9 protein-coding genes are annotated in these 13,368 nt (G+C 71.0%); 3 read left to right on the top strand and 6 right to left on the bottom strand.

The annotated features are described in order from the left end of the window. Nucleotides 1-25: 25 nt before the first annotated feature. From TPA0908_RS17130 to TPA0908_RS17110, 5 genes are all read right to left on the bottom strand, one after another. On the bottom strand, nt 26-439 hold the full coding sequence (locus TPA0908_RS17130; protein WP_281939131.1) for a hypothetical protein: 414 nt from the start codon (nt 437-439) through the stop codon (nt 26-28). 212 nt (nt 440-651) lie between these two features. Further along, nucleotides 652-786: a hypothetical protein gene (locus TPA0908_RS17125; RefSeq protein WP_255562982.1), complete on the bottom strand. Its 135-nt coding sequence runs from the start codon at nt 784-786 to the stop codon at nt 652-654. After that, nucleotides 783-3,416: a class III lanthionine synthetase LanKC gene (gene lanKC / locus TPA0908_RS17120; protein ID WP_281939126.1), complete on the bottom strand. Its 2,634-nt coding sequence runs from the start codon at nt 3,414-3,416 to the stop codon at nt 783-785. The genes TPA0908_RS17125 and lanKC overlap by 4 nt, the downstream gene beginning before the upstream one ends. Before the next feature lie 231 nt (nt 3,417-3,647). Further along, nucleotides 3,648-4,829, bottom strand: coding sequence for a carbohydrate-binding protein (locus tag TPA0908_RS17115; protein ID WP_281939124.1), 1,182 nt, complete (start codon nt 4,827-4,829; stop codon nt 3,648-3,650). A gap of 20 nt (nt 4,830-4,849) precedes the next feature. Beyond that, entirely contained in the window at nt 4,850-6,121 is a 1,272-nt protein-coding gene (locus tag TPA0908_RS17110; RefSeq protein ID WP_281939122.1) for a chitinase, read from the bottom strand. A 210-nt stretch (nt 6,122-6,331) separates the two neighbouring features. Between TPA0908_RS17110 and TPA0908_RS17105 the strand changes: the two genes are divergently transcribed. After that, a complete protein-coding gene (locus tag TPA0908_RS17105; protein ID WP_281939120.1) occupies nt 6,332-7,825 on the top strand; it encodes a sulfatase family protein in 1,494 nt (497 codons plus the stop codon). 216 nt (nt 7,826-8,041) lie between these two features. Here the strand turns inward: TPA0908_RS17105 and TPA0908_RS17095 are convergent, their stop codons facing one another. Further along, on the bottom strand, nt 8,042-9,607 hold the full coding sequence (locus TPA0908_RS17095; protein WP_281939116.1) for a chitinase: 1,566 nt from the start codon (nt 9,605-9,607) through the stop codon (nt 8,042-8,044). A 199-nt stretch (nt 9,608-9,806) separates the two neighbouring features. Between TPA0908_RS17095 and TPA0908_RS17090 the strand changes: the two genes are divergently transcribed. Together TPA0908_RS17090 and TPA0908_RS17085 are read left to right on the top strand one after the other, a co-directional pair. Further along, nucleotides 9,807-10,817, top strand: coding sequence for a hypothetical protein (locus TPA0908_RS17090; RefSeq protein WP_281939115.1), 1,011 nt, complete (start codon nt 9,807-9,809; stop codon nt 10,815-10,817). A 181-nt stretch (nt 10,818-10,998) separates the two neighbouring features. Next, nucleotides 10,999-13,353 carry an AbfB domain-containing protein gene (locus TPA0908_RS17085; RefSeq protein WP_281939114.1) on the top strand — a complete coding sequence of 785 codons (2,355 nt, stop codon included), beginning with the start codon at nt 10,999-11,001 and terminating at the stop codon, nt 13,351-13,353. The last annotated feature ends 15 nt before the right edge of the window (nt 13,354-13,368 follow it).

The following is a 13,368-nucleotide window of genomic DNA, read 5'->3' as shown; positions in this document are numbered from 1 at the left end:
GGCCCGCGCCCCCGCCGCGTCGCGGCTAGCCCGGCTGGACGGCGACGTGGAAGTTGAACACCGCGCCGTTGCGGGTGAGGACGAGATTCCACTTCCCGCCGTTCTTGAGCACGGCGGGGTTGGAGTTCGGATAGCGCTGCAGGAACCACGTCTCCAACCGTTGCGCCTCGGCTGCGGAGAGCACCCCCACCTCCCCCACCTGCGCCGCGTGGTGCGGCTCCGGGTTGCAGCCGGCGTTGAACCGGTAGCTGGTGTCCCGGTTCCACCGGCCACAGCCGAGCATCGTGACCGTGACCGGACCGGACTGCTGGAAGGCCAACTGCGGGACCGGAGGATCGGCGACGACCACGTCCGGTGGCGTCTCCAGGGACGGGAACGGCACCGCCACCGTCTCGATGACGGCCTGCGACGCCCAGTTGAAGTCGACCTCGAACGACATGTCCATCCTCCTGCCGGAGTGCCACGCCCGCCGGCCCGTTTCGGCGGCACGTCGACGGACCCATCATCGACCGGCCCGGACGCCGGCACGCGTGCACTGTCCGTGCCCGGACACTGGCGGTCAGGCGACAGCGACGGCAACGGCTCCCGGGGCGACCCGTGCGACGGTCGTCCCCGGGAGCCGGTAGCCGGGCGTGGACCCGGACGGGGCGGCTAGTCGCCGCAGCCGACCCACACGCTGTACGTGCTGTAGTCCCGGCAGTAGAAGTAACTGAAGGTGCTGGTGGGCGCCTCGGGCGCGGGCTCCTGCTCGACAGTGACGCCCTGCAGGTTCAACAGAAAGTTCATCTCATCACCCCCCTCCGCTCTCGTCGCGGCACCGTCCCGCCGAGAAACGGCAGGACGGGGACAGGTGCACGCCGCGCGGCGGCCCAGAGCACGAGGAGGACGCCCGCCGCGCCGGTGGCCAGATCGGTGGAGAGCCGTTCGAGCTGGTCCCCGGGGAAGGCGAGACCACCGCGATAGGCCACGGCGTGCCAGGAGAGCGCGGCCACGTGCCGACGGACGAGGTCGGCGACGGTCATGCCGCCGCCGTCCGCGGCGACGACGGGAACGTCGGACCGGTCCAGGCCGAGCAACAGGGCGAGCAGTCCGGCCCGCCCGTTGAACAGGCCGGACTGGACGGTGAACTCGGCACACGCCGCGCGGGTCAACTCGCCGAGCACCGTCCCCAGCTCGTCACTCGGCCGGTGCCGGAGAAACTCCCGCAGCACCATCGCGATGCCGGCGCTGCCGGCGGCGAGGTAGGGCAACACGCGCCACCCGTCGTCCACCTGACGCGACCCGTCCGGCATCAGGACGCAGCGGCCCAGGTCGTGCCGCAACCAGCGCTCCGCCGACTCCAGGTGGGCGCGGTCACCGGTCGCCTCGAACAACCTGACCGACAACAGCGCGACGCCGCTGGCTCCCCGCAGGAGGCCGGCGGCCGGACGGTTGCCGGCGGCGGCCCGGCCCGCGTCGCGGTCCTCAAGCCTCGACGCGATGTCCAGCGCGGCGGTCGTCCAGCTCCGGTCACCGGTCGCGGTGGCGAAGTGCAGATAGTTGAGACCGATGCCGGCGAGCCCGTCGAACAGGTGACTGGACAGCAGATCCAGCCCGGCGGCCCGGGGCGCGCGGTCGAGCAGGGTCAACGCTTCCTCGTGCCGGCCCAGCCCGTCGAGGACGTGGCACACGCCGTGCAGACCGTCGTAGAAGCCCGGCGCCAGCGCGCCCCGCTCGTCCTGCACCCGGCGTACGAGCCACTCCTCGTGCTCGGGAAACCGTCCGGCCCCCGTCCGGTCCAGGACGTGCAGCACACCCGCCGCGCCGTAGGCCAGCCCGAGACCGCCGACCTGGAACTGCTCGATGTCCCCCGGGAACAACCGGTCCCGCCGCCCGGGGGTGGCGGTGGCGAGAATGCCGGTCGCCAGGGCGGCGCGGACGCGGGTGAACGGCACCTCCGGCGTGTCCAGGTCACCGGGGACCAGGTCCGGCGACGCGGCGGACACCGCACCCTGGTCGTCCCCGGCCAGGCCGAGGTTGGCCACCACCTCGGGCCCGAACCCGGCGGGAAGGTCGAAGCGCCGCATCGCCGCGGTGACGAGTTGCGCGGCCTTGCCCGGCGCGAGCGGCAACACGGCGGTCAGCGGAAGGAACATCGACAGTTGCAGGCACCCCAACGCGTACCGGTCCGCGGCGACTCCGGTGCGACCGTCCGCGGCGACGTAGCCGGGCGCGCCCATCGCGGGCCGGGCGCTGTCGTCCACCCCGGTGGCGAGCTCGAAGTCGATGAGCCGGACCGCGCCGTCCGGCTGCACCATGACGTTGTGCGGATGCAGGTCGCCGAAGACGACCCCGCGACCGTGCAGGTCCGCGAGGACGTCGCCCACCTTCCCCAGCACGTCGAGCGCCCACCGGACGTAGTCCCGGATCTCGTCCGGACCGGCGCCCGCCCGGGTGAGCGGGTACCGCGCGCTGAACTCGCGACCGAGCGTCCGCCCCTCGATGAACTCCTCGGCGAGGAACACGTGCTCCCAGCAGGTGAACTTCTCGTACAGGGCCGGGACGCAGGGCAGCCCGCGCAGCCGGGCCAACATGTCGGCCTCGCAGTCGAGTCGGTGCACCGCGTCCCGGCCGAGGCCGTCGATGCCGGCGTGCGGTCGGCCCTCCCGCAGCACGACCACCCGGTCCGTTCTGACGTCCCGGGCCCGATAGACGCCGCCGCCGTTGGAGAAGTGCAGCACACCCTCGATCTCGTACGGGAACTCCTCGGGTCGCGTCTGCTGCCGGCCGCGCTCCTGGACCGCCGGCCGGAGGAAGGCCGGGACGTCGACCCAGGCGGGCACCGAGAAGGAGGGTTCCCGCCGGTCGGGCACGAGCGTGCCGTCCGGCTGCCGCACCGCGAGAACCCGCGAGCCGTCGGCCGTCGTGACCCGGCGGGGCGCGAACCCGCCGAAGCGCACGAACAGTGGGCCCCGGTCCCACCGCAGATCGCTGAGGATGTACGGGCCGGGTTCCCCGTCGAGCCGCGCGCCGAGCCGGCGGAGCGCGGCCTCCAACTCGTCGGTGTCCTCGGGGTAGATCGTGATGAACTTGCCGCTGGCGGCCCGGTCCGCGTACTTCGAGTTGCGCAGCGTCAGATCGAGTTCGGTGCTGAGGAATTTGTACGCGAGTTGCGCCTGCTGGCAGTACGTCGAGACGGTGTCGAGAATCCGTCGGGCGTTGTCCAGCGTCGCGGACACGTGGATCTTCCAACCCTGCGTCGCGACGAGGCCCCGTGGCGGCGTCACCATCGTCCACCCGTCCCGGGTCGACAGGTCCCATCCCGGCCCGGCCCGCAGGTCCGTCCCGAAGCGGTCCCGCCGGGGGCCGCCGTCCGCACCGGGTCGGTCGTAGAAGGTCGGATCAGCGATCCGGTAGTACTGATACCGGTTGTCCATCGGCCCTTCACTACGTCAGCCACGGCTCGCACCACCGTCGTGAGACCTGCGCGGCGCCCTGAGCGGGTTCGACAGCGATCGTGGCACACGGTCACACGCTTCGATACCCCAGAAAAGTGACGCCGCTGGTCGGAGGCGGTGATCCCCTCACCGGGGTCCGCAACCGGCGGGTGAGGTCTCCGGTTTCGGGTTCCGCCTGGTCGCTGAACCGTCCACCGGAGACCTCCGGGCCTAGAAGCCGGCGGAGATGCGGCTGAACTCCCAGTCGCTCTGGGCGATGCCGCTGCAGGTGGAGACCACGCCCCCGCCGGCGCAGCCGCGATCGCGGTTCACCGCCCAGAAGGTGAATCGGGCGAGGCCGCTGCTCCTGGCGTAGTCACGGATCCGCGTCCAGGTCTCCGGGGTGGTGACCTCCTGCTGGTCGGACAGGCCGTTCATGCCGGAGATGCCCATGTGGGCGTAGGCGGTCTGGTCGTTCCAGCCGAACGTGGACTTCAGTTGGTTCTTCAGGCCCTCCGCGGCGTTGCGGGTGCTGGTGTACATGTCGCTGCCGCCGCCGAAGTCGAACGGCATGATGGTGAAGACGTCCACGTTGGCGTTCAGCGCCCGGGCCTGGTTGATCAGCCGGACGCCGTGCGTGTTGGGGCCACTCGTGGTCGTCCCGAAGGTGAGGATCGTGGTGACGCCCGGGTTGTTGCGCTTGATGATGCCCAGCGCGCTCACGATGCGGTCGGCGACCACGTAGTTCTCGAACTCGTCGTAGTTCTCGATGTCGATGTCGATGGCCTTGAGACCGAAGGTGTTGATGACCTTCTGGTACGCCCCGGCGAGGGCCTCCGGGGTGGCGCAGTTCGGGCCGAGCTTGTTGCCCTGCCAGCCGCCGATCGACGGGACGATCGTCGCGCCGGCCGCCTTGGCCTGGTTGATCCAGGACTCGTGGACGCCGCCGGTCAGGCCGCCCTCACCGTCCCAGACCGGGTTGCAGCCGTTGGCCAGCACGAACGCGACGGTGAACGCGCGGACGCCCTGAGCGGTGATGGTCGAGGGCGCCGGCGGGTTGCCCCAGCCGGGGTAGACGTAGGGCGACGCGGCCATCTTGCCGGCCGGCGGCGGGTTGGTCGGGCCGGTGGGCGGCGGGGTGGTCGGGGTGGTGCCGCCGCCGCAGGCGCCCTGGTTGGCCCAGACGTCCCACTGCCCGCTGTGGGTGGCCGGGTTCTCGTTCTGGGTCCACCACTTGGCCTGGTAGTTGACGCCCTGGTAGGACGCCTGACCGCCGCCGACGTACACGGCGGACGCGGACCAGGCCGGGTAGCAGGCCACGGCCGCGCTCGACGTGGACATGGGGACGATCGCGATCGCGGTGGCGGTGACCGTGACGGCGGCCAGAGCCAGGATCTTCTGCCTGAGTTTCATGACACGCTCCTGCGGGGGGGTCAGGGCAAGGTGGTGAGGTGCGGGCGGACGGTGTTGGCGAATCCGTTGCCGTTGGTGACGTCCCAGTTGATCGACCAGGTCATGGCGCCACGGATTCCGGGGTAGGTGCGCGGCGGCTTGACGGAGCCGCAGTTGGTGCCGCGGGCGAGGCAGTCGAGGGCCTGGTTGACCACGGAGGGGTTGACGTAGCCGCCACCGGCCGCGCTCGGCGCGGCCGGCAGCCCGAGGGACACCTGGTCCGGCCGGAGCCCGTTCTCGAGCTGGATGCAGGCGAGCGCCACGAGGAAGTTGACCGACCCCTGGCTGTACGCGGCGGTGTTGTCGCAGCCGAGCATCGCGCCGGAGTTGTAGAACTGGGTGTGGACGACGGTCAGGATGTCCTTGATGTTCAGCGCCAGCTGGAAGTACTGGCCGCCGGTGCTCTGCATGTCGATCGTCTGCGGCGCCATCGTGATGATCAGGTTGGCGCTCGTCCGGTTGCGGATGTCGCGCAGCGCCTGGGCCATGTACGTCGCGTTGACGCCGTTCTCCAGGTCGATGTCGACGCCGTCGAACCCGTAGGTTCCGATGAGGCCGACGATCGAGTTGGCGAAGTTCGTGGCGGCACTGGAACTGGCGACCGAGATGGTGCCGCGCTCGCCGCCGACCGAGATGACGACCTTCTTGCCCCGCGCGTGCAGGGTGGCGACGTCGTTCTTGAAGTCGGCGTTGGTGTAGCCGCCGAGCGAGGCGCTCAGGCCCGCGTCGATGCCGAAGGACACCGCGCCCGGTGTGCTCGTCGCGTCGGCGAACGCGACCGCGACCAGGTCGTAGTTGGCCGGCACGTCACGGAGCCGGATCTCCTGGGCCGGGTTGTCGAAGTTCTGCCAGTACCCGGTGAGGAAGTGCTTCGGGAGCTGACCGTTGCCGGTCGGCGGAGGCGTGGTGGGTGGCGGGGTGGTCGTGGGCGGCGGGGTGGTCGGGGGTCGGGTGGTGGGCGGCGGTGTCGTGGTCGGGGGTGACGTGGTCGGCGGCGTGGTGCCGCCGCAGGCGCCCTGGTTGGCCCAGACGTCCCACTGGCCGCTGTGCGTGGCCGGGTTCTCGTTCTGGGTCCACCACTTGGCCTGGTAGTTGACGCCCTGGTAGGAGGCCTGACCGCCGCCGACGTACACGGCGGACGACGACCAGGTCGGGTAGCAGGCGGCGGCCGCGGAGGCGGACGACGCCAGATAGACGGTGGTGCCGCCGGCGGCCAGGACGGCGGCCAGGGCGAGGACGGCGGGGCGGCGCATGGGGGTGGGCCTTCCGGAGGGGACGGAACCGAGGAGCCAATTATTAGGAGTGTTAACAGTAAAGGTCCAGAGTTAGACCACCTTGAATTTTTTGTCGAGAGGTGCCAAGCTCGCCGACCCTCGTCGTCACCGCGTGCGCCGCGGGCACGTTGACCGGATCATTACCACCCGTTAATGAGATGCCGGTCGATATCAGGCAGGCTCGCCCCCATGCCGACCACTCTCCGGAGCCGCCTCGCCGCGATGTCCGTCGTCACGCTGGCAGCCGTCGCCGCCTGGGCACCCGCACGGGGCGCGGAACCCGCGCCCGAGCCCGCCGCCGCTCCGCCCAACATCGTCTTCGTGCTCACCGACGATCTGGCCTGGAACCTCGTGCCGTACCTGTCGCAGGTACGGCAGTTGCAGGCAGAGGGCGTGACGTTCACCAACTACACCGTGACGGACTCGCTCTGCTGCCCCTCCCGCTCGTCCATCCTGACCGGCAACTTCCCCCACGACACCGGCGTGTTCACCAACGGCGGCAGCGACGGCGGATTCGCGGTCTTCAAGAGCCGGGGGAACGAGAACCGCACCTTCGCCACCGCCGTGCAGGGCCGGGGCTACACCACGGCGTTCATGGGCAAGTACCTCAACGGCTACCAACCGGCCGACACCCAGGGCGGGACCCAGCCCTACGTCCCGCCGGGCTGGTCCGAGTGGTACGGAGCGGGGAACGGCTACCCCGAGTACAACTACGACCTCAACGAGAACCATGTGATCAGGCACTACGGCGACGCACCCGCCGACTACCTCACCAACGTGCTGGCCCGGAAGGGCAGATCCTTCATCCAGCGCGCCGCGGCGGCCGGGACACCGTTCCTGCTGGAGGTCTCGACGTTCGCACCGCACAGCCCGTTCACCCCGGCCGACCAGGACCTCGACAAGTTCCCCGGTCTCACCGCCCCACGCGGCCCGGCCTACGACCGCCTGCCCCGCCAGGCGCCCTCCTGGCTGGCCGGCAACGGACCCCTGACCGCCACCGAGAAGGACACCCTGGACCGCAACTTCCGCAAGCGTGCGCAGGCGGTGCAGGCGGTGGACCGGCTCATCGCCAACCTCCGCGAGCAGTTGACGGTCAGCGGCGTCGCCGACAACACCTACCTGGTGTTCAGCTCCGACAACGGCTTCCACATGGGCGAGTACCGGCTCACCGGCGGCAAGCAGACCGCCTTCGACACCGACGTACGCGTACCGCTCGTCATCGTCGGTCCCGGCGTCAGCCGGGGCCGGACCCGGCCGGAGGTCGTCCAGAACATCGACCTGGCGCCGACCTTCCAGCGGATCGCCGGCGCGGACGTCGGCGCGGACGTCGACGGCCGCAGCCTGCTCGGTCTCGTCCAGGGTGACGCGGCCCCGAACTGGCGCGACGGAGCGCTCGTCGAGCACCACGGACCCCAGCAGGCCGCCGACGACCCGGACGCCCAGGACCAACGCAACGGGAGCCCGACCACCTACAACGCGCTGCGGACCGCGACCTACACCTACGTGGAGTACGCGAACGGTGAGCGCGAGTACTACGACCGCACGACCGACCCCGACCAGCTCACCAACCTCGCCGGCGACCTTCCCGCCTCGCGGCTGGCCGCGCTGCACCAGGCGCTCGCCGGTTACACCGGCTGCCACGGCCACTCGTCCTGCTGGACGGCCGGCGACGTGCCGGCCTGACCGACGACCCGCTCGTCGAGGAACGCGTGGAGCCAGGTCCGCTCGTTGCCACCCCGCGCCGGCGGCTTCGCCCGGACGAGGGCACGGCTGCGGATCTGGCACACCGGCAGACCCGGCCCACCGGGTCGTGGCGCGGCCCGGTCCGGACGGACCGGGCCGCGCCACCGGTACGGGCCGCCGGCGGGCGGCGGGTCCGGCCGGTCGGGCGCCCTCGCGTCAGGGCAACGCCTTGAGGAACGGGCCGTGGTTGAGCCGGAACTCCCAGGAGTAGAACCGGTCCCAGTTGATGGACCAGGTCATGAGGCCGCGGAAGTTGGGGTTGGTGCCGCTGCGGGGGCTGTATCCGCCGCAGTTCTGACCCCGCACGAGGCAGGTGACCGCCTGTTGCACGCCGGCGGGGGCGAGGTAGCCGTTGCCGGCGCTGGTGGAGGAGGGCGCGCCGAACGCGACCTGGTCCTCGCGCAGCGCGGGGAAGACGGCGTTGGCGTTCCCGGCGACCGGGAAGCCGGCCAGCAGCATGTCCGTCATCGCGATGTGGAAGTCGGCGCCGCCCATCGTGTGGTACTGGCCGTCGAGCCCGACGATGGGACCGGAGTTGTAGTCCTGGACGTGCAGGACGGTGAGGATGTCGCGTAGCGCGTGGATCACCGGCAGGTAGGACCCGGCCCTGGGGTCCTGGCCGCCCCAGGGGCCTGAGCCGTAGAACTGGTAGCCGAGCTGCACGAAGAACGTCTCCGGAGCCATGGTGAGCACGAAGCCGCTCCCGTAGCGCTGCTTGAGGGCGCGGATCGCCGAGATCAGGTTCACCACGACCGGCGTGGTCGGGTTGCGGAAGTCGGTGTCGCCGGGGTCGAGGTAGAGGGAGTGGCCCTCGAAGTCGATGTCCAGGCCGTCGAGGCCGTACCGGTCGATGATGGCCGACACCGAGCGGACGAAGGTGTCCCGGGCGGCGGTCGTGGTGAGTTGCACCTGCCCGTTCTGGCCCCCGATGGACAGCAGCACCTTCTTGCCCTGCTGCTGTTTGGCGCGGATCGCGGCGATGAACTGGGCCTCGGTCTCCACGGTGGGGCATTCGGCGACCGGGCAGAGCTGGAAGCGGATGTCGCCGGAGGTGACGGAGGTGGGCTCACCGAAGGCGAGGTTGACGATGTCCCAGTCCGCGGGCACGTCGGCCATCCGCAGGTACCCAGCACCGTTGGCGAAGCTGGCGTGCAGGTAGCCGATCAGGGCGTGCCGCGGCAGCCCGGTGTTCGGCGGGCTGGTCGGCGGCGCGGTGGTGGGCGGTGCCGTGGTCGGTGGCGGTGTGGTGGGCGGCGCGGTGGTGGGCGGGGCGGTGGTGGGCGGGGCGGTGGTGGGGGGTGCCGTGGTGGGCGGCGCGCCACCTCCGCACGGCGCGCCGTTGAGCGTGCAGTCGCCGGGCGAGCCGGAGCCGGTGGCCAGGAACCCGAACGACACCGACGCGCCGGGGGACAGGGTGCCGTTCCAGGAGCGGTTGGTGAAGGTGTGCCGCTGTCCCACGCTGGTGACCGTGGCGTCCCAGTACGAGCCGAGCGTGGTGCCCGCCGGCAGCGTGAAGGCGACCTGCCAGCCGGTGATCGGGACCGAGCCGCCGTTGGTGATGGTGTATCGACCCTCCCAGCCGGTACCCCAGTCGGAGGTCCTGGTGAACGTGGCCGTCGGACCGGCGGCCAGGGCCGGATCGGCGAGGGTCAGGGTCGCCGCGGCGGCGGCGACCAGGGCCGCCAGGGCCGCCAGGAACGGTGTTCGGAATCTGCGCGCCATCCGGTCCTCCCGAGGGGTGCCCGGTCGAGGGGTATCGACGGGAGGCTAATTATTAGGTTTGTTAACTGAAGTTGTCCAGGCCCCCGGAGGCACGGCGGCGCGGTCACCGGCGTGAGCCGCCTCCACGCCACGGTGTCAGCTATCCGTCCCGGTCGGTCGCATGATCGGCCGGGCGGGCGTGCGATCGTGAGGATCGATCGTGACGCACATCGAGTGGGGGCGGCAGATGCGAGGAACGACGCCACGGGTACGCCTCGGCGCGATGCTGGTGCTGCTGATGCTCGCCGGCTCGGCCGTCCCCGCCGCGGCGGTTCCGCCCGACGGTTCCCGCGCCGGCGGCACCCGATCCGAGCGGGTCGTGCCGGCCCCACCGGGGACGGTGTCCGCCGGCACCGACGCCTCCGCCAACCGCGCCGCCCTGGCGGCCTCCTGGTCGACGGGGCAGGTGGCCCCGGGCGACACCCAGGGCTGGGTGTGGAACAACGCCAACCCGCTCACCGTGGCCTACCAGGTGGGCTTCTCCCCCACCGGCGCGAGCGCCGCCCTGCCGTGCCAGTTCGAGGTGACCCGCCGCTGGTACTCCCAACAGCCGGGCGGGGAACGACGCTTCCACTTCCAGATCCGCAACAACGGCGCCGTCACCTGCGCGGCGACGGTCCTGCTGTCCGCCCAACCCGCCACGTACGACTGGACCATCGCGCCACTCGCCCCGGGCGCCACCGGCAACTACCGGTGGGTCGAGCAGGTGTCGCCGACCGTCTCCTACCTGCTCGGGTTGAGCCCGACCGGCGCGAGCGGAGCAGCCGCCTGCCAGCTCGAGATCACCCGGACCTGGTACCTCCAGGAGGCCGGCGCGGTCCGCAAGTTCGCCTTCGTGGTACGCAACATCGGCGCGGTCACCTGCGGTGCGCAGGTCCGCCTGGCGCAGCTTTCCGTGCCGACCACCTGGTACGTGGGCACCCTCGCCCCGGCCGGCTCCTCCACCTGGACCTGGAACAACGCCAACCCGCTCACCGCCGTGCATTTGATCGGCCTGTCGCCCTGGGGCGCGCAGCTCACCGACCCGTGTCAGATGGAGATCACCCGCACCTGGTACGTCCAGCGGGTCAACCCGGACGGCACCACCCAACGCCAGCTCGCCCTGACCGTGACCAACGTCGGCGCGATCAGTTGCACCGCCACCGTGTTCCTCACGCCCCTGACCACCTGAGACCGGTTGCCGGCCCCATGGATGACGCGATGTGACATATCGATGGATGAGGATTGACGGGTGGCCCGTGAGGGCTCTATAACGATGTCGGGACCGGGCCTGACCTGATCGGCCGCCGGGCACCCACCGCCAGCCGCCGGCGGCGCAGCTCGGCCCTGACGGCCCGCCCGATGGAGACGGCATGACACGTCCCGATCCCGTCCGCCTCGCCGCGCCCCTGCTGGCCGTTCTCACGCTGGTCGCCGGCCTGCTCACCGCGCCGGCCGCGCCGGCGCACGCCGTGCCGGCCAAGAACCCGCCGCTGACCACTCCCTGGACCGCCCAGGCCCTCGACGGCGTGCCGCTGCCGGACTACCCGCGACCGCAGATGACCCGGCCGGACTGGCTCAACCTGAACGGCGAGTGGCAGCTACGCCAGTCCGCCACGGACGACGCCCCGCAGTTCGGCACCGACCTGCCCGAGCGGATCAACGTGCCGTTCCCGGTGGAGAGCGCCCTCTCCGGAGTGCAACGGTCCGCCGGCGACAACCGCAACCACCTGTTCTACCGGCGGATCGTGACGGTGCCCCCGAACTGGGGCGGACGCCGCGTCCTGCTGCACTTCGGCGCCGTCGACTGGCAGACCACCGTCTGGGTCAACGGCGTCGCGGTCGGCGGCCACACCGGCGGCTACGACGCCTTCACCTTCGACGTCACCGCGCAGTTGCGCAGCGGCGCGAACGAGATCGTGGTGAAGGTGTGGGACCCGACGGACAGCCGGCAGAGCGGCAGTCTGCCGCCGATCGGCAAGCAGACCAAGCAACCCGGCGGCATCTTCTACACGCCGAGCTCGGGCATCTGGCAGACGGTGTGGCTGGAACCGGTGCCGGCGGCGTCGATCAGCAGCGTCGACCTCTACCCACGCCTGGCCGACAACACCCTCCGCGTCCGGGTCTTCACCCGCGGGGACGTCAGCGGGCACCGCGTCGTGGCCGAGGCGCTCGACGGTTCCACCGTGGTCGGCTCCGCGACCGGCGGCTTCACCGAGTTCACGGTGCCCGTGCCGAACGCCCGTCGCTGGTCCCCCGACGACCCGTTCCTCTACCACCTGCGGATCACCCTGCGCGACGCGGCGGGCGGTCAGGTCGACCGGACCACGCACTACTTCGGCATGCGCGAGATCAGCACCGGCGTGGTCAACGGCGTCCTGCGGCCGAAGCTCAACGGCCAGTTCGTCTTCCAGACCGGCACGCTGGACCAGGGGTTCTGGCCGGACGGGCTCTACACCGCGCCCACCGACGCCGCGCTCGCCTTCGACCTGCAGAAGCACAAGGACCTCGGCTTCAACATGGTGCGCAAGCACATCAAGGTCGAACCGCAGCGCTGGTTCTACCACGCCGACCGGCTCGGTCTGCTGGTGTGGCAGGACGTCCCGTCACTGACCGCGCAGGACATCGACGCGACCGACGCGCAGCAGGCGCAGCTCGAAGCCGAGGCCCGCGAGATCGTGGACGAGCACCGCAGCTCGCCGGCCGTCGTCACCTACACCGTCTACAACGAGGGGTGGGGGGAGCGTGCGCTGGCCGACACCCGCCGGGTCGCCCAGAACGTGAAGAACCAGGACCCGACCCGCCTCGTCAACGCGCACAGCGGTTACAACTGCTGCCAGTCGTTGGGCGACCCCGGCAACGGCGACATCGACGACTGGCACGTCTACCTGGGGCCGGACTCGCCGGTGCCGTCGAGCAGCCGGATCGCCGTGCTCGGCGAGTTCGGCGGCCTGGGCCTGCGCGCGCCCGGACACGAGTGGAGCCCGAACGGCGCCTTCTTCGCGTACGAGTGGCAACCGGACTCCACGGCGCTGACCGACCGCTACGTCGGACTCGTGCAGGGCACCCAGAACCTCATGCTCGGCAAGGGACTGAGCGCCTCGGTCTACACCGAGATCGCCGACCAGGAGGGTGAGCTGAACGGATTCCTCACCTACGACCGGCAGGTGGTCAAGATGGACCAGGCCCGGGTACGGGCCGCCAACCTGTCCCTCATCAACGCGTCGAGATCCGTCGGCAGCTCGGCGCCGGTGGCGCTGCCGCTGAACACCCGCCGATCCTTTCAGGTCACCACCCCCGGACTCACCAACCGGTACCTGCGGCACCGGGACAGCCTCGCCTACACGGAGGTCGTGGACGGGAACAGCTCCGCGCTGCTCAGGAACGACGCGACCTACACGGTCCGGGCCGGTCTGGCCGACGCGGCGTGCTATTCGTTCGAGTCGGTCAACTTCCCCGGGCAGTTCCTCCGGCACCAGAACTCGCGCGTACGCAACTCGCCGAACGACGGCTCGGCGCTGCTCCGCGCGGACGCCACCTGGTGCGCCCGGGTCGGGGTCACCGGAAGCGGCGTCTCGTTGGAGTCCTACAACTTCCGCGGCAGGTACCTGCGGCACTACGACTCCGAGGTCTGGCTGAGCAACGGCGCGGGCGGCGAGGCGTGGAACTCACCCGCGCTGTGGGCCGCGGACAGCACCTGGAACGTCACGACGCCCTGGGCGCCCTGACCAAGCCGGGGCGCT

It is taken from the genome of Micromonospora sp. AKA38 (genome assembly GCF_027925725.1).
Taxonomy (GTDB): domain Bacteria; phylum Actinomycetota; class Actinomycetes; order Mycobacteriales; family Micromonosporaceae; genus Micromonospora.
This window is presented reverse-complemented; position numbering and strand designations above follow the sequence as displayed.